15 protein-coding genes and 1 tRNA gene are annotated in these 19,636 nt (G+C 65.9%); 9 read left to right on the forward strand and 7 right to left on the reverse strand.

Going from position 1 to position 19,636, the window contains the following annotated elements; translation table 11 throughout:
• Window positions 1-28: 28 nt before the first annotated feature.
• The 3 genes from chvE to mmsB all read left to right on the forward strand — a co-directional run bounded on the left by chvE (window position 29) and on the right by mmsB (window position 4,080).
• Window positions 29-1,159, forward strand: coding sequence for a multiple monosaccharide ABC transporter substrate-binding protein (gene chvE, locus AC3IMC_RS19790; protein ID WP_490920582.1), 1,131 nt, complete (start codon window positions 29-31; stop codon window positions 1,157-1,159).
• 106 nt (window positions 1,160-1,265) lie between these two features.
• Window positions 1,266-2,795 (forward strand): multiple monosaccharide ABC transporter ATP-binding protein, encoded by a 1,530-nt coding sequence (gene mmsA / locus AC3IMC_RS19795; RefSeq protein WP_490920585.1) that lies wholly within the window; start codon window positions 1,266-1,268, stop codon window positions 2,793-2,795.
• A gap of 4 nt (window positions 2,796-2,799) precedes the next feature.
• Window positions 2,800-4,080 carry a multiple monosaccharide ABC transporter permease gene (mmsB, locus tag AC3IMC_RS19800; protein WP_490920587.1) on the forward strand — a complete coding sequence of 427 codons (1,281 nt, stop codon included), beginning with the start codon at window positions 2,800-2,802 and terminating at the stop codon, window positions 4,078-4,080.
• Between the two features lie 20 nt (window positions 4,081-4,100).
• Here mmsB and AC3IMC_RS19805 read toward each other — a convergent pair whose 3' ends face one another.
• From AC3IMC_RS19805 to AC3IMC_RS19825, 5 genes are all read right to left on the reverse strand, one after another.
• The gene (locus tag AC3IMC_RS19805) at window positions 4,101-5,354 is read right to left on the reverse strand and encodes an MFS transporter (protein ID WP_490920589.1); all 1,254 of its coding nucleotides are present in this window, start codon (window positions 5,352-5,354) and stop codon (window positions 4,101-4,103) included.
• 50 nt (window positions 5,355-5,404) lie between these two features.
• The gene (locus tag AC3IMC_RS19810) at window positions 5,405-7,576 is read right to left on the reverse strand and encodes an elongation factor G-like protein EF-G2 (protein WP_490920591.1); all 2,172 of its coding nucleotides are present in this window, start codon (window positions 7,574-7,576) and stop codon (window positions 5,405-5,407) included.
• Window positions 7,577-7,660: 84 nt separating this feature from the next.
• A complete protein-coding gene (locus AC3IMC_RS19815; protein ID WP_490920593.1) occupies window positions 7,661-8,086 on the reverse strand; it encodes a ChaB family protein in 426 nt (141 codons plus the stop codon).
• A gap of 158 nt (window positions 8,087-8,244) precedes the next feature.
• Window positions 8,245-8,318, reverse strand: a tRNA-Thr gene (locus AC3IMC_RS19820).
• 152 nt (window positions 8,319-8,470) lie between these two features.
• Window positions 8,471-9,358 carry a DsbA family protein gene (locus tag AC3IMC_RS19825; RefSeq protein WP_490920595.1) on the reverse strand — a complete coding sequence of 296 codons (888 nt, stop codon included), beginning with the start codon at window positions 9,356-9,358 and terminating at the stop codon, window positions 8,471-8,473.
• A 178-nt stretch (window positions 9,359-9,536) separates the two neighbouring features.
• On the opposite strand from AC3IMC_RS19825, the gene AC3IMC_RS19830 reads away from it, so the two are divergent.
• From AC3IMC_RS19830 to AC3IMC_RS19845, 4 genes are all read left to right on the forward strand, one after another.
• Window positions 9,537-11,039 (forward strand): alpha,alpha-trehalose-phosphate synthase (UDP-forming), encoded by a 1,503-nt coding sequence (locus AC3IMC_RS19830; protein ID WP_490920598.1) that lies wholly within the window; start codon window positions 9,537-9,539, stop codon window positions 11,037-11,039.
• Window positions 11,029-11,868 (forward strand): trehalose-phosphatase, encoded by an 840-nt coding sequence (otsB, locus tag AC3IMC_RS19835; RefSeq protein ID WP_490920600.1) that lies wholly within the window; start codon window positions 11,029-11,031, stop codon window positions 11,866-11,868. Before AC3IMC_RS19830 ends, otsB begins: the two co-directional genes overlap by 11 nt.
• A 215-nt stretch (window positions 11,869-12,083) precedes the next feature.
• The gene (locus AC3IMC_RS19840; RefSeq protein WP_221387180.1) at window positions 12,084-13,166 is read left to right on the forward strand and encodes an ABC transporter ATP-binding protein; all 1,083 of its coding nucleotides are present in this window, start codon (window positions 12,084-12,086) and stop codon (window positions 13,164-13,166) included.
• A gap of 119 nt (window positions 13,167-13,285) precedes the next feature.
• Window positions 13,286-14,701 carry a DUF4032 domain-containing protein gene (locus AC3IMC_RS19845; RefSeq protein WP_490920602.1) on the forward strand — a complete coding sequence of 472 codons (1,416 nt, stop codon included), beginning with the start codon at window positions 13,286-13,288 and terminating at the stop codon, window positions 14,699-14,701.
• Window positions 14,702-14,704: 3 nt separating this feature from the next.
• Here AC3IMC_RS19845 and AC3IMC_RS19850 read toward each other — a convergent pair whose 3' ends face one another.
• Window positions 14,705-16,075, reverse strand: a complete 1,371-nt coding sequence (locus tag AC3IMC_RS19850; RefSeq protein ID WP_490920604.1) for an FAD-binding oxidoreductase — start codon at window positions 16,073-16,075, stop codon at window positions 14,705-14,707.
• Between the two features lie 184 nt (window positions 16,076-16,259).
• On the opposite strand from AC3IMC_RS19850, the gene AC3IMC_RS19855 reads away from it, so the two are divergent.
• Window positions 16,260-17,993 (forward strand): glycoside hydrolase family 13 protein, encoded by a 1,734-nt coding sequence (locus tag AC3IMC_RS19855; protein WP_490920606.1) that lies wholly within the window; start codon window positions 16,260-16,262, stop codon window positions 17,991-17,993.
• A 1-nt stretch (window position 17,994) separates the two neighbouring features.
• On the forward strand, window positions 17,995-19,059 hold the full coding sequence (locus tag AC3IMC_RS19860; RefSeq protein ID WP_490920608.1) for a LacI family DNA-binding transcriptional regulator: 1,065 nt from the start codon (window positions 17,995-17,997) through the stop codon (window positions 19,057-19,059).
• Here AC3IMC_RS19860 and AC3IMC_RS19865 read toward each other — a convergent pair.
• Entirely contained in the window at window positions 19,056-19,541 is a 486-nt protein-coding gene (locus AC3IMC_RS19865) for an SRPBCC family protein (RefSeq protein WP_490920610.1), read from the reverse strand. The two genes, AC3IMC_RS19860 and AC3IMC_RS19865, sit on opposite strands and share 4 nt — an antisense overlap.
• Between the last annotated feature and the right edge of the window lie 95 nt (window positions 19,542-19,636).

Below are 19,636 nucleotides of genomic sequence, written 5' to 3' on the forward strand. Positions count from 1 at the left end.
CGCGGCGGTGCTGCCGCGGAAGGAGAAAATGGTGAGAATCAAAAAACTCATGGGCGCGGTGGCCCTTGTCCTCGCCCTGACGGTGGGTGCCACCGGTTGCGGCACCCGGGGCGGGGCTGCCACTGAATCCGGCAGCGCGGCCAAGCCCAGCGATTCGCTCGTTGGAATCTCGATGCCCACGCAGACGTCAGAGCGGTGGATTGCCGATGGCGCAAACGTGGAAAAGTCGCTGAAGGACCTCGGGTACAAAACCGACCTGCAGTTCGCCAATGACGACATCCCCACCCAAGTCTCGCAGATCGAAAACATGCTGACCAAGGGCGCCAAGGCACTGATCATCGCCGCCATCGACGGCACCACCCTGACCGACGTCCTGGCCAAGGCCAAAGAGCAGAACGTCAAGGTCATTGCCTACGACCGCCTGATCAATGGCACCCCCAACGTGGATTACTACACCACGTTCGACAACTACACCGTGGGCGTCCAGCAGGCTACCTCGCTTCTGACCGGCCTGGGCCTCGTCGACGCCAGCGGCAAGAAGGTGGACGGCAAGGGCCCCTTCAACATCGAGCTTTTCGCCGGAAGCCCTGATGACAACAACGCCAATTTCTTCTGGACGGGCGCCATGGACACCCTCAAGCCGTACCTGGACGCCGGCACGCTGAAGGTCCCCAGCGGCCAGACCAAGTTCGAGCAGGCCGCGATCCTTCGCTGGCAGGCACCCGTGGCGCAGAAGCGCATGGAGGACATCATCACCTCCGCCTACAGCTCCGGAACCAAGCTGAACGGCGTCCTGTCTCCGTATGACGGCCTGTCCATCGGCATCATCTCGGCCCTCACCAGCACCGGCGGCTACGCCAAGGGAAGCCTGCCGGTGGTGACCGGCCAGGACGCCGAAAAGGGCTCCGTGAAGTCCATCATCGCCGGCGAACAGTACTCCACCATCTTCAAGGACACCCGCCAGCTGGGCGCCCAGGCCGTCAAGATGGTTGATTCTGTCCTCAAAGGCCAGGAACCGGAAACCAATGACACCAAGACCTACAACAACAAGGTCAAGGTTGTCCCGGCCTTCCTGCTGAAGTCCGTGATCATCACCAAGGACAACTACAAGAAGGAACTGATCGACTCGGGTTACTACACCGACGCCGACGTGAAGTAGTCAGCGTCCAGGGCTGTGGCCGGGCTCGTCGCCGGGCCACAGCCCATCCCGCAACCTCCTGCAGCAGCAGGAAGGCCAAGCTTCGACCAGTCAGTGGGAATTGACGATGAACACACCCATTCTTCAAATGCGAGGAATCACCAAGACGTTTCCCGGCGTGAAAGCGCTGCAGGACGTCACCCTGGACGTGAACCGTGGAGAGGTCCACGCCATCTGCGGTGAAAACGGAGCCGGCAAATCAACGCTGATGAAAGTGTTGTCCGGCGTCTATCCACACAACAGCTTCGACGGGGAAATCCTCTTCGAGAACGAACCCTGCCACTTCTCCAGTATTTCGGACAGCGAGAAGCGGGGAATTGTCATCATCCACCAGGAACTGGCCTTGAGCCCGTACCTGTCCATTGCCGAGAACATTTACCTGGGCAACGAACAGGCCACCAACGGCTGGGTGGACTGGCGCAAGACCAACCTGGAGGCCGCCAGGCTGCTGGCCCGCGTCGGCCTGGATGAAAACCCGGTCACCCCCGTGCAGCACATCAGCGTAGGCAAGCAGCAGCTGGTGGAGATCGCCAAGGCGCTTTCCAAGGAAGTGAAGCTGCTCATCCTGGACGAGCCCACGGCCGCCCTCAATGACGAGGATTCCGGCCACCTGCTGGACCTGATCCTCCATTTGAAGGGCCAGGGGGTCACCAGCATCATCATCAGCCATAAACTCAATGAAATCCGCAAGGTGGCCGATGCCGTCACCATCATCCGGGACGGCAAGACCATCGAAACCCTGCGTCTTGACGAAGGCCAGATCACGCAGGAACGGATCATCCGCGGCATGGTGGGCCGGGACCTGGAGAGCCTGTATCCGGACCGCGAGCCGAACATCGGCGAGGAAGTCCTGCGCATCGAGGACTGGTCCGTGCGCCACCCCCAGGACCACACCCGCATGGTGGTCAACAACGCCAACCTGCATGTCCGGAAGGGCGAAGTGGTGGGACTCGCGGGACTGATGGGCGCCGGGCGCACCGAACTTGCCATGAGCGTTTTCGGCCGTACCTACGGCACCGCCACCTCAGGGAAGGTCTACAAGTACGGCAAGGAAATCAACACTGCCACGGTTTCGGACGCCATCACGCACGGCATTGCCTACGCCACCGAGGACCGCAAGCATTACGGCCTGAACCTCATTGAGGACATCAAGCGGAACATTTCCCTGGCGGCGCTGCGCAAGCTCGCCAGGCGCGGCTTCGTGGACAAGAACCAGGAGACTGTGGTGGCCAACGGCTACCGCACGAGCATGAACATCAAGGCGCCGTCGGTGGCCGCCATCACCGGCAAGCTCTCCGGCGGCAACCAGCAGAAAGTGGTGCTCAGCAAATGGATGTTCTCCGACCCGGACGTGCTCATCCTCGATGAACCCACCCGCGGTATCGATGTCGGCGCCAAATACGAGATCTACACGATCATCGCCAAACTCGCGGCCGAAGGAAAGGCAGTCATTGTGATTTCCTCTGAGCTGCCGGAGCTGCTCGGAATCTGCGACCGTATCTACACCCTCGCCGCCGGCCACATCACGGGTGAAGTTCCCATCGCCGAGGCCACACAGGAAACCCTGATGCACTACATGACCAAAGAGAAGGAATAGCGAAATGTCCGCCTTACGAGAATCGCTCGGATTCCTCACAAGCCGCCTCCGCCAGGTTGGCATCTTCGTCGCCCTGATCCTGATCGTCCTGCTGTTCCAGGGACTCACCGGCGGGATCCTGCTGGAACCCCAGAATGTCACCAACCTGGTGGTCCAGAACAGCTACATCCTCATCCTGGCCATCGGCATGGTGATGGTCATCATTGCCGGGCACATCGACCTTTCCGTCGGTTCGGTGGCCGGGTTCATCGGCGCCGTCGCCGGCGTCATGATCGTGCACTGGGGCTGGCCGTGGTGGGCCGCCATCCCTGCCTGCCTGCTGGTCGGTGCCCTGGTAGGAGCCTGGCAGGGCTACTGGATCGCCTACGTGGGGATCCCGGCTTTCATCGTCACGCTGGCGGGCATGCTGATCTTCCGCGGGCTGACGCTCATTACCCTGAAGAACCAGCAGATCACCCCCTTCCCCGCCGAACTGCGGGCCCTCGGCGGAGGCTTCCTTCCCGACCTCACCGGCGGCACCTCCGTGCTGGAATGGCTCACCGTCATCCTCGGTGTCGGGGCAACGGTTGCCCTGCTGATCCAGGCGCTGAAGGAGCGCAGGATCCGGCGGAAGTTTGACCTCGAAAGCGAGCCCTTGGTCTGGTTCGTCATCAAGACCACCTTCACGGCGCTGCTCATGCTCGTCATCACGTTCCTTCTGGCGTCCTACCGGGGAACCCCGATCGTCCTGGTGGTCCTGGCCGCCCTGGTGATCGCGTACACCGCGCTCATGAACAACAGCGTCTTCGGGCGGCACACCTACGCCATCGGCGGCAACCTGCAGGCGGCCGAACTGTCAGGCATCAAGACCAAGGCCGTCACGTTCCGGCTCTTCGTGAATATGGGTGTGCTTGCCGCCCTGGCGGGCCTCGTCTTCACCGCCCGGCTCAACTCCGCGCAGCCCGCCGGCGGAACCGGATTCGAGCTGGACTCCATCGCGGCGGCGTTCATTGGCGGCGCGGCGGTAACCGGAGGCATCGGGACGGTCGCCGGTGCGATGATCGGTGGCCTGATCATGGGCGTGCTGAACAACGGTATGTCGATCCTGGGCCTGGGCACCGACTACCAACAGCTCATCAAGGGCCTGGTGCTCCTGGTAGCCGTAGGCTTCGACATCTTCAACAAGAACCGCAGCGGTGGTGGCGGCGATATCGGAAAGCGCTTCAAGCTGAAGACATCCCCTCCGCCCGCCCAGGAGAAGCCGGTGCCGGCAACGAGCGAAACGGTGGAGGCAGGCGTGAAGTAAAACCCTGCGGCCGCCGCTCTTCAGGGAGCGGCGGCCAGGCCAGTGGCGGCATCCGCAGGCGAGCGCCGCCGCCGGCTGAGCAGGATGAAGGGAGCGGCCAGCAGTTGCACCACTCCGCTCATCGCCAGCGAGGCCGGGTACCCGTACAGATCGGCTGCGCGGCCAAGAAGGGGTTGCACCACCACTCCCCCGCTCGAACCCATGAGCGAGGCGAAGCTCAGGACCGTCGCCCGCTGCTTCGACGCGATCATGTCGTTCAGGTACGCCTGGCGCACCGGAGTCCCCGCGGAGGCCACCACTGCCCACACCACCAGCAGCACCAGGGCCAGCCAGAATACGTTGGTGACCAGAAGCCCCACCAGGACCAGTGAACTGATCACGTTGGAGGCGATCAGCACCGTGGTTCGCCGCCGGACCAGGTTCCGCACCATCGGCGCCAGCAGGCCGCCCACAATGTCCGCACCCGCAACGATGGCAGCTGCCAGGCCGGCGATGGCGTAAGCCCTCGGGTCGCCGAAAAGCTGCAGCAGGTAGGGCTGGAGGGCGTAAAACACATAGAAGCCCACGCCTTCGGTGAAGGGGGCGGCCAGCATCATGAACCTCACCGGCGGGTTCTTCAGCCCGCCCTCCACCGACGCCTGCAGGACCTCACGGGTGGCCCGCAGCGGGTGCGCCGACCGCTCCGGTGTGAAGCCGACGTCGTGCATCAGCAGGAAGGCGACGGCGAACATGGCCACCAGCACACCCACCCGCAGCAGGAACGGCACCCCCAGGTTGGTGGCCTGGGCAATCACCCCGCCCGCCACCGAACCGGCGAGCATGGCGATGCCGGAGACCATCTGGCCGCGGCCCAGCACCGCCTCGAGCGCGCCCTCATACCCGGAGAAGTGCAGCGCGTCCACGAGCCAGGCTTCCACCGCCCCCGAGAAGAACGTGAAGCCCAAACCGAGCAGCACCGACACGACGGCCCACCACCAGAACGGCGCGGACAACTGCCACAGCAGGTAGTAGAGATACGTGGAGACGGCCAGAGTGATGGTTCCCAGCAGGAAGGAAATCCGGCGCCCCCAGCCGTCCGCCACTACGCCGGTAGGTACCTCGAAGAGCACCATCCCGGCGGTGAAGAAGGCGTTCGCCGCGAACGCTTCGAGGTTGCTGAGCCCCGCGTCCAGCAGGAAGAGGGTGTTGATGCCCCAGATGAACGACGCCGCGAGGGTGTTGCCCAGCGTCAGCGTCAGGTAGATGCTCTGGATCTTGCGTGCTGCGGCATTCATCGGGGCCGGCGTTCCGATGTCCTCTTCCTGTTTTCTCTTCCGTCGCGGGGTCAGGACGGGCTGAAGTTCGGCGGGACCGGGTCGTGGCGCAGGTACCGCCGGCGGAACCTGCCCGTTCCGGCGGTGATCGCACGCAGCTCCACGGGGTACCGCAGGAGCTCCTGGTCCGGGACCTCCGCGCTGATTTCGGTGAGGCCTTCGCCTGAGGACGTGGTGCCGGTGAGGCGTCCGCGGCGGCCGGACAGGTCGCTCATCACGGACCCCACGTGTTCATCGGCGACGGTGATGCTGACCGTGGATACCGGTTCCAGGAGCTGGATCCGGCCGGCGGCCGCAGCCTCCCGCAGGGCCAGCGCACCGGCCGCCTGGAACGCGGCGTCGGAGGAATCCACGCTGTGGGCTTTCCCGCCCACCACTGTCACCCGCAGGTCAACCACGGGAAAGCCCGCGGCGACCCCCTTGTCCATCTGCGCCCGGACGCCCTTCTCGATGGATGGGATGTAGGTACCCGGGATGACGCCGCCCACGGTCTTGTCGACGAACTCGAAGCCGCCTCCGCGTTCCAGTGGCTCCACCTCGATGTCGCAGACGGCGTACTGTCCGTGACCCCCGGACTGTTTGATGTGGCGGCCGTGGCCGGTGGCGGGGGCGGCGAAGGTTTCCCGCAGCGGCGTCACCACCTCCACCGTGTGCAGCTTCACGCCCTGTTCGCGCAGCCGGTCCAGCACGACTTCCGCATGCGCTTCTCCCATGCACCACAGCACCAGCTGGTGGGTTTCGGCGTTCCGTTCCACGCGCAGCGTGGGGTCACCGGCCGCGATCCTGCCCAAGCTGCGGGCCAGGGCGTCCTCGTCGCTGCGTGAGTCCGCCTCGACGGCAACCGGCAGCAGCGGCTCGGGCATCTCCCACGTGGCCAGCAGCAGCGGCCGGTCCCGGTCCGAGATGGTGTCCCCGGTTTCGGCGCTGCCGAGCTTCGCGAGCGCGCACATGTCTCCCGCTACGCAGTAGGGCACCGGGCGCAGGGTGGCGCCCAACGGGGAATAGATGTGGGTCACCCGCTCATCGGTGTCGTGGTCCTGGTGGCCGCGGTCGGCAAGTCCATGGCCACCCACATGGACCGGCGTATCCTCGCGGAGGGTTCCGGAGAAGACACGCACCAGGCAGATGCGGCCCAGGAAGGGATCGTTGGAGGTTCGCACCACTTCAGCTGCGAGCGGGCCTGCCGGGTCGCCGGCCAAGGCTCCTGCAGGGGCACCGGAAAGGTCGGTGGTGTCCGGCAGGTTGCGCTCCCCGGGGGCCGGGAACGCCCGCACCAGCAGGTCCAGCAGTTCGGCCGTGCCCAGGCCCGTCACCGCAGAGGTCGGCAGCACGGGGAAGAAGGAACCGCGGGCGACGGCGGTCTCCAAGTCTGTGCCCAGGGCGCCGGTGTCGAGGTCCTCGCCTTCCAGGTAGCGGTCCATCAACGTTTCGTCTTCGCTTTCGGCGATGATCCCTTCGATGAGCGCGCCCCGGGAGGTTGCGGCGTCCGCCAGTTCGGCGGAATCTGCCGGCCTGATGCCGGGAGTCGCGTCCCCCTGGGCGTAGTCGGTCACCTCCCCGGAGAGCAGGGCATGCAGTCCGGTGGCTTCCCCGCCTGTCCGCACCGGAACACACAGCGGCAGCACGCCGTCGCCGAACGCCCGCTGGCAGGCGGCAAGGGCGCCGTCGTAATCTGCCCGCGGGTGGTCCATCCGCGTGATCACGACGGCGCGCGGTAGCCTCATGTGCTCGCACTCGCCCCACAGCGCGGTGGTGGTGGCGTCGATGCCGTCGACGGCCGAGACAACGAAGAGGGCCGCGTCCGAGGCACGCAGCCCTGCGCGGAGTTCGCCGATGAAGTCCGGGTAGCCGGGTGTGTCCAGGAGGTTGACCTTGATGTCGTCCACCAGCAGCGGCACCAGGGACAAGGTGACGGAGCGTTGCTGGTGCACGGCGGCCGGATCCGAGTCGCTCACCGTCGTCCCGTCAGCGATGGACCCCTTGCGGGTCAGCACGCCGTTGGCCGCAAGCAGGGCCTCGATCAGCATCGTCTTGCCGGCGCCGGAGTGTCCCACCAGGGCAACGTTGCGGATGCGGGCCGGATCCTCCGCCGCAATGCCTGCGGACTGGTCGGCGCGGCGGGACTCCGGCCCGTTCCGGCCGCCTGCCGCCCGCGCTGACTCCTTGGCGCTTTTCACCGACATGGGAACCTCCTGGCATCGTTGCCGTACGGACCGAACGTGTCCTCTGATTCGACACCCTGGCGGTCAGGACGGCAAGAGCGGGGGCTATTTGCTGCGGGCTTTGCGGGTGGCCGCCTCGTTGGCCTTCTGCAGCGCCTTGACCAGCTCGTCCTTGTCCATCTTCGAACGGCCCTTGACGTCCAGTTCACGGGCCAGCTTGTAGAGGTGCTCCTTGGAGGCATTGGCGTCCACGCCGCCGGCTGTGGGGGCGGAGGACCGGATCCCCTGCTCGGCCCGCTTGTCGGAGGGACCGCGCTTTTCCTTAGCCTCCCAGTGGTCGCCCACCTTTTCGTAGCTGTGTTTCAACGAGGCGTAAGCGGCCCGGGCGGCCCGCTGTTCGTCGTGGTCGTAGGACTCCATGGCCGAGTCGTATGTCTTGGCGAACGTGTCCTGCGCCTTCTGGTCTGAGCGCTGCAGGGTCGAGGGCAGTTCTTCCTTGCGGGCATGGTCGTTCTTGCCGGTCTTGGGCATGGCACCCAGCCTCCTCTAGTCAGCACGCTGATCATTCGGATGCAACCAGCTTAGACCTGCGGGGCTGCACGTTCACCCTGCAGCCAAGCTGGCGGGGGGAACACAAAAGCCCCGGCCTGGCAGTTCCTGCGGAACGCCCGGCCGGGGCTTAGTGTCGGAGCCCCCTGTCGGATTCGAACCGACGACCCCCGCTTTACAAGAGCGGTGCTCTGGCCAACTGAGCTAAGGAGGCGTGCCCTCGCGGGCGGGCGCCGGGAAGGCGCTAGATAAGGTTAGCCCAACTCAGGTCATGGGTAAAAACGCTGCAGCGGCGGCGCCATAGTGGCGCAAAGGGCCCGCTCCAGAAGGTTCCGGAACGGGCCCTTTTGCCGGGGAAACCCGAAATCAGCCCTTGGCGGTGATGGCGTTCTGCAGGAATTCCGGGAATGGCGTCTGTGCACTGTCCCCCTTGCCCCACTGCTTGCCGTCGACGAAGACGGTGGGCGTGCCGGTGACACCGATCGCGGCAGCTTCCTTCGTCGTGAACTTCACGAAGGGGCGGTACGTCTTGTCGTCCACGCAGGAGTCGATGTTGACGCCCATGTCCGAGGCCATCTTCTTCAGGTCGTTGTCGGAAAGGCCGGCGCCGCCCTCAGCCGGCTGCTTGGCGAACAGTTCGTCCACGAAATCGGAGTACTTTTCCGGGGACTCGTTGACCACGCACGCGGCCGCGTTGGCTGCGCGGGATGAGTAGTTGGTGGTGGACCGGCTGTCCAGGAAGCCCAGGGCGCGGTACTCCACAGTGATCTTGCCCTCGTTGCGCAGATTGGTGAGCTGTTCGTTGTACTGGGCTTCGAAGTTCTTGCAGACGGGGCAAATGAAGTCGATATACAGCACCACCTTGACCGGCTTGCCGGCCTCCGCCTCGGCGCCCGGCGCCACCACCTCGGCCGGCGGCGTCTTCGGCGCCTCACCCAGGGAGGCGGCGTCCACCGAGGCCGGCTCCAACTTGGCCACATCCGTGTTGGCAAGCAGGGTCACACCGCCGTGGACGTTGGCGTTGGCCGGAGTGGGGCCCTGGTCTGCGATGGGTGCGTTCTGCTTGAGGCTGCTGGTGACCACCAGCGCCACCACCACGAGGATGGCCACGACCGCCGCCACGATGCCCCACCCAATCAGCAGCTTGTTGCGCTTGTCCTTTTTGACCTGTTCTTCCCGGATCAGGCGCGCCTTTTCGCGCGCATCCGCGGTTCGCTCAGCCTTGGACTTACGTACTTCGTTTGCGGGGCTCATGAGTTCCTTGGGTCGGTCGACGTTCGGGGACCACTTCGTGGCACTCCCACATTTTAGGGGAGAAAGCTGGGCGCTTGCGCTTTCAACCATTCCTCCGGGTTGACCAACGGGCGAATAGCCCCGATGATTCCGTCCGGCTAGGGTGGCTTAGAGGCACAAGCAACCCCAGGGGGCCGCAATGCAAACACCCGTCCACGAAAAACCCGCCGGCACGGCAACGGCCGGCGGCACGAGTTCCGGCCATGCCGGCCACACCAAATACGACTTCATGGTGGTCTCGAACAGGCTGCCCGTGGACCGCGTGGCACCGGGCGAGAACGGCGACGACGGGTCCGGCTGGCGCCGCTCCCCCGGCGGCCTCGTGACGGCACTGGCGCCGATGATGACCAAGACGGACGGCGCCTGGGTTGGCTGGCACGGGGCGCCGGATGAAACCGTGAAGCCCTTCAGCCACGGCGGCATGGACCTTGTTCCGGTCCACCTCAGCACCGATGACGTGGAGCTGTATTACGAGGGCTTTTCCAACGCAACTCTCTGGCCGCTCTACCACGACGTCATCGCGCCGCCGGAATTCCACCGGACGTGGTGGGACGCCTACCGCAGGGTCAACCGCAGGTTCGCCGACGCCGTCGTCCGCCATGCGGACCAGGGAGCAACCGTCTGGGTCCAGGACTACCAGCTGCAGCTGGTGCCGCGGATGCTGCGCGAGGCACGGCCGGACCTTCGGATCGGCTTCTTCAACCACATCCCGTTCCCGCCGCCGGAAATCTTCGCCCAGCTCCCCTGGCGCCATGCCATCATCGACGGCCTCCTCGGCGCCGACCTGGTGGGCTTCCAACGCGTCAGCGACGCAGGGAACTTCATGCGGTCCGCGCGCCGGTTCCTTGGCGCCAGCGTCAAGCAGCAGCAGGTGCACGTCAAAGGCCACGACGGCGAAATCACCCACATCGCCCGCGCCCAGGCCTTCCCCATCTCGATCGACGTCAAGCAGATCACCGAACTGGCGGCGAAACCGGAAATCATCGAACGCGCCCGCCAGATCCGGCAGGACCTGGGCAACCCCAAGACCATCCTGCTGGGCGTCGACCGGCTGGATTACACCAAAGGCATCCGCCACCGGCTGAAGGCCTTTGAAGAGCTCCTGGCGGACGGCCGGCTGACGGTCGGCGACGCGACACTGATCCAGGTGGCCTCCCCCAGCCGGGAGCGGGTGGAACAGTACCGGCTCCTGCGCGAGGAGGTGGAGGGCACCGTGGGCCACATCAACGGCACCTACGACACGCTCGAAAACACCGCCGTCCGCTACCTGCACCACAGCTACCCGGTGGAGGAGATGGTGGCGCTGTACCTGGCTGCCGACGTCATGCTGGTTACCGCGCTGCGGGACGGGATGAACCTTGTGGCCAAGGAGTACGTGACCGCCCGCAACAACAATGACGGCGCCCTGGTCCTCAGCGAATTCGCCGGGGCCGCTGACCAGCTCAAGCAAGCCCTGCTGGTCAACCCGCACGACATCGCCGGACTCAAGAACACCATCATGAACGCCGTCGAGTTGACGCCCCGCGAAGCGTCGCGCCGCATGAGGGCCATGCGCAAACAGATCCTTGACCACGACGTGGACCATTGGTCCGCAGATTTCCTTCGGGCGCTGAACGAAAAGGTGGTCCGCGATGACTCGTGAGGGCCGCCATGCCAAAACGTCTCTCGCACTGTCCCCCGAGCTGAGGGAAGCGGTGCGCCGGATCGCCGGAACGGAGCACCTGCTGGTGGCCATGGACTTCGACGGCACCATGGCCCCCATCGTGGGCCGCGCCGAGGACGCACGGCCGCTGCCCCGCTCGGCTACGGCATTTGCCGGGCTTGCCGTGCTTCCATGCACGACGACGGCACTCATCTCGGGCCGCGCCCTCGCCAGCCTGCGGGCGGTGGCTTCACCGCCGGTGGACACCCTGCTGATCGGCAGCCACGGGGCAGAAGCGTGGCTGGGTCCGGGATCCACGGAGCTGGCCCTCGAAGAGGACCAGAAGCTGCTGCTCGCGGAGGTGCGGGCCGTGCTGGCGGACATCGTGGCGGAGGCGCCCGGAACCTCGCTTGAAGACAAACCCGCCGGGGTTGTCCTGCACACCCGGCTTGCGGACGACGACGTTGCCGAAGATGCCGTCGCGGCTGCCCGCGCGGTCCTCCAGGACCGCAAGGGCGTTTACCTCAAGGACGGCAAGCGCGTCCTTGAGACGTCCGTGGTCCACGCGTCCAAGGGGGAAGGCGTCACCTTCCTCCGCCAGATCAGCGGAGCCACTGCCGTCCTGTTCGCCGGTGACGACACCACTGACGAAGACGCCTTCGCCCGGCTGGAGCCCGGTGACGTCGGCGTCAAGGTGGGCCTGGACTTCACCCAGGCGCAGTACCGGGTGGAAGCTCCCGTGCACGTAGCGGAACTGCTCGAGGCCCTGCTGCAGGAGCGGAGCATCGCCGTCGCCGAAGAGGACTCCCAGACCGCCTCCGGCCAGTAATCAGCGCAGCTCACGTGTGACGTTCGTAACATTTACGCCGAAAGGAGATTCGTCTGACATACTCTCTTGTGTGATGTGGCGCACAACAAGCGTGCGGCGTCACTCGGTGCCCCGCGGTCAAGCCGCGGAGCACTTGCTTTACCCCAACTGAATAAACATGAACCATTCACAACGGATCGTCCGGCACGTACCTGCCGGTGAAGGGATTGATAACTGTGGCTACAGTTACTTTTGACAACGCTACGCGTCTGTACCCGGGCACAGATAAGCCCGCCGTCGATAAGCTCAACATCGACATCGCCGATGGCGAATTCCTGGTCCTCGTGGGACCCTCCGGTTGCGGCAAGTCCACCTCCCTGCGCATGCTCGCAGGCCTTGAGGACGTCAACGCGGGCCGCATCCTGATCGGCGACCGGGACGTCACTGACGTTCCGCCGAAGGACCGCGACATTGCTATGGTCTTCCAGAACTACGCGCTGTACCCGCACATGACTGTGGCCGACAACATGGGCTTCGCCCTGAAGATCGCCGGCGTTTCCAAGGAAGAACGCGCCGAGCGCGTCCGTGAAGCCGCCAAGCTCCTTGACCTGGAGCAGTACCTGGACCGCAAGCCGAAGGCACTCTCCGGCGGCCAGCGCCAGCGTGTCGCCATGGGGCGCGCCATCGTCCGTAACCCGCAGGTCTTCCTCATGGATGAGCCGCTGTCCAACCTGGACGCCAAGCTCCGCGTCCAGACCCGCACCCAGATCGCATCCCTGACCCGCCGCCTGGGCGTCACCACCGTTTACGTGACGCACGACCAGGTTGAGGCCATGACCATGGGTGACCGCGTCGCCGTGCTGAAGGACGGCCTCCTGCAGCAGGTCGACACCCCGCGCAACCTGTACGACCGCCCGAAGAACGTTTTCGTCGCAGGCTTCATCGGCTCGCCGGCCATGAACCTGCTGGAACTGCCCGTGGTCGACGGCGGCGTCCAGTTCGGCGGCACCGTCTACCCCGTGCCGCGGGACGTCCTCGAAGAGGCCCACGGCTCCACCGTCACGCTCGGCACCCGCCCCGAAGACCTCGAAACCGCTCCGCACGGTGAAGGCCTGAAGGTTGAGGTCGACGTCGTCGAAGAGCTCGGCGCGGACGCCTACGTTTACGGCCACACCACGCTCGACGGCAAGGACCACGACATCGTGGCACGCGTCGACGGCCGCCGCCCCCCGATGAAGGGCGAAGCCATCTACGTCCGTCCGCAGTCGGGCCACGTGCACCTGTTCGACACCAAGACCGGACTGCGCCTGGGCGACTGATCGCCAACCGACGCCTACGCAACCGACGGCGGCCCTCCTTACCGGTGGGCCGCCGTCGGCCGTTAACCATGCCTGCCCGAGATTTAGCCGCCCCGCCCCGAGTACGGAAGAATTGAGCCATGACCGAGGAATACAGCGCCCAGTGGCACGATGAGCCCACCGACTACGAGCAGATCGGCAAACTGCCGCGGTTCGTCGCTGCCAGCGCCGACGACAACAAGGCCGCGGTTTCCTCGTCCCTGAACATCACAGCTGCTGCGGCGGATCCCGAACTGCTGGACCTGCCCTGGCACATCGCCCTGGAGGACTGGCCGGCGCAGTACCTCGCAGCGCTGCCCCGCGGCATCTCCCGCCACATCGTCCGCTTTGCCCACCTGGGTGGCTCGGTCATTGCCATCAAGGAAACCTCCGAGCACGTGGCACGGCACGAATACCACATGCTCCGCAAGCTTGCGCGGCTGGATGTCCCCTGCGTGGAGCCCGTTGCGGTCATCACCGGGCGTACCACCCCGGACGGGCGCCCGCTCAACCCCGTCCTGGTGACCCGGCACCTGAAATTCTCCATGCCCTACCGCGCCCTCTTCTCCCAGATGCTGCGCAAGGACACCCTCACCCGCCTCATTGACGCGCAGGCCCTCCTCATGGTTCGGCTGCACCTGATCGGCTTCTACTGGGGCGACGTGTCGCTGTCCAATACCCTGTTCCGGCGGGACGCCGGGGCTTTCGCCGCCTACCTGGTGGACGCTGAAACCGGTGAGCTGTACCCGGACCTCTCCACCGGCCAGCGCGAGTACGACCTGGAAATCGCCCGCGTCAACATAGCCGGCGAGCTCATGGACCTCCTGGACGGCGGGCTGATTGAGGAAAAGGTGGATCCCGTGGCCACCAGCGAGCTCATCATGGACAGCTACCGGCGCTTATGGGCGGAACTGACGGAGAAGGAGTCCTTCGAGCTCGGCGAACGCTGGCGTGTGGGGGCACGGATCCGCCGCCTGAACGAGCTCGGCTTCGACGTCGAGGAATACGCCATCAAGACCACCCAGAATGGCGCCACCATCCAGCTGCAGCCCAAAGTGGTGGACGCCGGGCACCACCAGCGGCGGCTGCTGCGGCTCACGGGCCTGGACGCCCAGGAGAACCAGGCCCGCCGGCTCCTGAACGACATGGACTCGTTCCGGGCGGACAACAACCCGGAGATGGACGAGGAGTACAGTGCGCACCTCTGGGTAAGCCAGATCTTTGAGCCCATTGTCCGCTCCATCCCCAGGGACCTCTCCGGCAAGCTGGAGCACGCCGAGGTGGTCCATGAGGTCCTGGAGCACCGCTGGTACATGTCGGAGAAGCAGGAGCGGCACATTCCACTGGCTGAGGCCGTGCAGTCCTATATCGACTCGATCCTGCGGCACCGCCGGGACGAGGCCGCCATCATGCTGAACCCGGATACGGAGCTGCTGAAGATCCTCGAGGTGGAGAACGAGGAATCCCGCTACGGCGCTGATGAATCCGAGGAAGAGTATCCGGACGCCGACGACTGACCCTTAGATCGCCTTTCCAGGGTTGAGGATCCCGGCGGGATCAAACAGGTCCTTGATCCTGCGCTGCAGCTGGCGGACCGGTTCGGGCTGCTCCTGGCCCAGCCACCGCAGCTTGTATTGCCCCACACCGTGCTCACCCGTGATCGTGCCGCCCATCTCCAGCGCGGCCGTGATGGATTCGTCGAGCGCGGCCTGCAGCCGGTCCATCGCGGCGCCATCGACGTCCGGCCCCTGCCGGTCGATCCAGAAGGTGGGGTGCAGGTTGCCGTCCCCTGCGTGCGCCACCACCTTCAGGTGCACCTGCTGCGCCGCGGCCATTGCTTCGAGGGCAGCGACGTAGTCCACCAGGCGTGAGCGAGGCACCGCGACGTCCTCCCCCACGCGGTACTCGTCGTCCACCTCGACGCCCCGGCTGTGCCGGCGCAGTTCCACCAGCCGCTCCGCCTCTGCGTTGGCCTCACTGGTGACGGTTGCTCCGCCGGCCCGCAGAACCTCGCGCACCACGTCCGCTTCCGCCGCGGCACCGAACCCGTCGGTCTGGACAAGGAGCAGGGCGGTGCCCCGGGCACTCAGGTCCGAGCCGTGGATCCCGTCCAGCTGGACCAGCGTGCCGCCGTCAAGCAGCTCCATGATGGCTGGCTGGACGCGTGCCTTGCCCACCGCCAGGACCCCGGCAGCTGCGAGCCGGAAGTCAGGGTAGAACGCGGCGATGGTGTGGACTTCGCGGGGCAGGTACTTCAGCCGCACGGTGATTCCGACGACGATGCCCAAGGTCCCTTCCGAGCCCACGAAGAGCCCCGTGAGATCGTAGCCGGCGACTCCCTTGAAGGTCTGGTGCCCGGTATGGATCAGGGAGCCGTCAGCCAGCACGACATCCAGCGCCAGGACAGAATCCCGGGTGACGCCGTACTTGGCGCACCGCAGGCCACCGGCGTTGGTGGCAACGTTGCCGCCAATGGTGGAGCTGCGGAAGCTGGCGGGATCGGGGGCATACATCAAGCCATGCTGTGCGGCGGCCTCGTTGAGCACAGCGTTGACCACGCCGGGCTCCACTACCGCGGTTTCATCGTCGGGGTTCAGGGCCAGGATGCGGTCCATCCGCTCCAGCGACAGGATGATGCAGTCACGGGTGGCGTGGGCGCCGCCTGACACTCCGGTACCGGCGCCCCGGGCCACCACGGCCACGCCCAGATCCGCGCAGGCCTTCACTGCCGCCTGCACCTCGGCGACGGATTCGGGAAAAACGACGGCAAGCGGCAGCTGGAAATCGATGACGGGCGCTTGGTCCACCGCGTAGCGGCGGAGCGCAGCCTCGCTCGTGTCCACCCGGCCGGGCCCCAAGATGCTGCCCAGCTCGTCACTAATGCTTCCCACAAAGCCTCCACCCGTCGTCGTGATCTGGCCCAGTTTATGACGGACGGAGTCCCCTGTTACGAGCCTTCCACTGGAAGCGTTTCCAGCACTTGACCTGCCGATATAACCAGGCGCACAAATCCAGCCGCCATGGCGGTGGTGTAAGCGTTTTCATTTTTGGTGCCGCGAGCTTATGCTGGCAGACATGTCAGTCGATACTGTGACCGAGGCCACTTCTCCGGTGGCGGGGCCCCTTACTCCCATCCACGCTCCCGACACTGCGCCCGGTTGGTGGCGCTCCGCGGTGATCTACCAGGTCTACCCGCGGTCCTTCCGCGACCTCAACGGCGACGGGGTGGGCGACCTCGCCGGCATCACCGAAGAACTCCCCCAGCTCGCGGAGCTCGGCGTCGACGCCGTGTGGCTGTCGCCCTTCTACCGCTCCCCCCAGCGCGACGCGGGGTACGACGTCAGCGACTACTGCGACGTCGACCCGATCTTCGGAACCCTCGGGGACTTCGACGTCATGATGGCCGAGTCCCACCGGCTGGGTCTGCGGGTCATCGTCGATCTGGTTCCCAACCATTGCTCGGACCAGCACGCCTCCTTCCAGGCTGCCCTGGCCGCGCCGGCTGGAAGCCCGGAGCGTGACATGTTCATCTTCCGCGACGGCGCGGGCGAAGGTGGGCACGAGCCGCCGAATAACTGGCAGTCGCACTTCGGCGGCCCCGCCTGGACCCGGGTGGCCGGGCCCGACGGCCAGCCCGACCAGTGGTACCTGCACCTTTTCGACTCCTCGCAGCCCGACTTCAACTGGGACAACCCCGCCGTGCACGCGGAGTTTGAACGCGTGCTCCGCTTCTGGTTGGAACGCGGGGTTTCCGGCTTCCGGGTGGACGTGGCGCATGCCCTGGTCAAAGCTCCCGGCCTGCCTGCCTGGGGCGGCCGGGCCGACGGTTCCAGCACTGATGGCTTCCCCGGCCACGAGGCGCCGATGTTCGGCCAGCCCGCGTTGCACGACATCTACCGGAGGTGGCGGGAGGTCCTTGATGAGTACGGCCCGGACCGCATCCTGTGTGCGGAAGCCAACGTCGATCCGCTGCCGCGGCTGGCAAACTGGGTCCGTCCTGACCAGATGCACCAGGCCTTCAACTTTCCGTACCTCCATGCGGGACTGGACATCCACCGGCTGCGGACTGTCGTGACGGATTCCCTGGTGGCTTTGGACGCGGTGGGAGCACCAAGCACCTGGGTGCTTTCCAACCACGATGTCGTCCGGCATGCCAGCAGGTTTGGCTACAACGGGCAGGGGCCCCGCGACGGCGACGGCATCGGGCCTTTCGATCCCCAGCCGGACACAGCCCTGGGCCGCCACCGTGCGGCTGCCGCATCGCTTTTCATGTTGGGACTTCCCGGTGCCGCATACCTCTACCAGGGGGAGGAACTGGGGCTGCCCGACGGCACCGACATCCCGGAGCAACTGCGCCAGGATCCGACCTTCGCCCGCACCGGCGGGGAACGGCTGGGACGTGACGGCTGCCGCGTCCCACTCCCCTGGCGGGCGGCGGAGCCCCACCTCGGGTTCGGTGCCGGGGAGAGCCCGTGGCTGCCGTTCCCGGCATCCTTCGCGGAGCTCGCCCGCGACGTGCAGGCGGGGTCGCCGTCGTCGCATCTTTCCCTGTACCGGGAGATCCTGCGCCAGCGCCGGGCCTTGGACCTGGGACGAGGTTCCCTGGCCTGGGCCGAGAACTGGTGCACCGGTTCCTCGCTGGCCTATGTCAACGGCACTACGCTTGTCCTCATGAACCTCAACCACGATCCGCTGGATCTCCCTGCGGGCCAGGTCCTGCTGCGCAGCGCTTCCCCGGACGATGCCCGGTACCTGGCTTCAGGTGAGACTGCCTGGATCCGCCTCGAATCCGGGGCGCCCACAGACTGACATGGCGGGGATCAAGGAAGTTGCGGACAAAGCCGGGCTGTCCGTCGCCACTGTTTCACGGGCACTGGGCGGAAAAGCCAACGTTTCCGCAAAAAGCCGGCAGCTGGCCGAGGAGGCTGCGCGCGAACTGGGATTCGTTCCCTCGTATCACGCCGCCAGCCTGGCCTCCGGCCGCAACCACAACATCGGGTTGGTGGTCCCTTATGTCCACCGCTGGTATTTCTCCTCAGTGCTCGAAGGCGTCTCTGAGACCCTCCTGGATGCCGGCTATGACCTCACGCTCTACAACGTGGGGGAACTTCCGGAGCGGCGCAACAGCGTCCTGAACGACTTCCTGCTGCGCAAACGGCTCGACGCCGTCATCGCGGTTGCCTTGATGCTTGGCGAGGACGAAATCCAGCAGCTCCTGGCGGTGCATCGGCCGATCGTGGGAATCGGCGGGACGCTGCCGGGTGCTGCGACCATCAGGATCGACGACGCCGGTCTTGCGTCCCAGCTGACCGATCACCTGATCCGCTTGGGCCACACGCGGATTGCGCACCTGACGGGAAACCAGGAGCTGAACCGCGACTTCAAGCTTCCCGCGATCCGGGAGCGCGGTTTCCTGGAGGCCATGGAGAGGGCTGACCTGCCCGTGCATCGTGGCTGGCAGGTGCCTGCAGACTTCACGATCCACGGCGCCTACGCGGCGGCGAGGCAGTTGCTTGGAAGCGCCACGGAGCGCCCCACCGCGGTTTTTGCTGCCTCCGACGAGATGGCCGTCGGCACGATACTGGCCGCCCGCGACTACGGGCTCCGGGTACCGGAGGACCTGTCCGTTGTGGGTATGGACGGCCACGAGCTGGGTGAGACGTTCGGCCTGACCACCATTGACCAGGACCCGCGCGGCCAGGGGAAGCTTGCCGCCGCTACGGCGCTGGCCCTGCTGGACAACGGCGGTCCGGTACACGACCGGAAGGCGGACGACGGCGGGATGGAGGGTCCTGCGGGAAGCGACCAGGAATACCCTACGCACTTCGTCATCCGCAGCAGTACGGCCGTGCCGCCGGCCAGCCAGCAGCCCTAAGCGCCCATGAAGCGCGCGTACCGGGCGAGGATAGCGGGCCAGGCAGCGGCATAGCGCGCCCGAGCCGCCGCGGGGTCTTCCGCACCTTCCCAGCCCTCGTGGAAGATCCGCACTTCCGTGCCTTCGCCCTCCGGGTGGAAAACCACCAGCAGTTCTGTGGAATAGAGGGCGGTAGAACCCGGGTGCCAGGTGGCGTGGAAGGAAAACGGAGGCTGCCAGTCATCCAGCGTGCCCCAGATGCTGGTCCTGCCGTCGTCGGCTGTCTCCAGGATGAGGTTCTCCTCAAACTCCACGTAGGAGCCGGCACCGTACACGCCGTGGTCCTCAAGCGGCCACCAGAGATGCGTGTGGTCGGTAAAGCCCGCGAAAGCATGTGCCACTCCCCCGGGGACCACCACCGAGTTCACCAAGGGCTCGAGGGCGCCGGTACCGTCATGTCCGGTCCCCGCCGGTTCCTGTGCATGGCTGAAGAGGCTGTCCATGATGCTCAACTTTAGTCCAAGCAGCAGCAGCCACCCGCCCAGGACGCCCTCTCACGCCCTGCCGCTTCCCGGTGTGGGTTTTTTGGGTGGGCTTG

The organism is Arthrobacter sp. E70, from assembly GCF_058266945.1.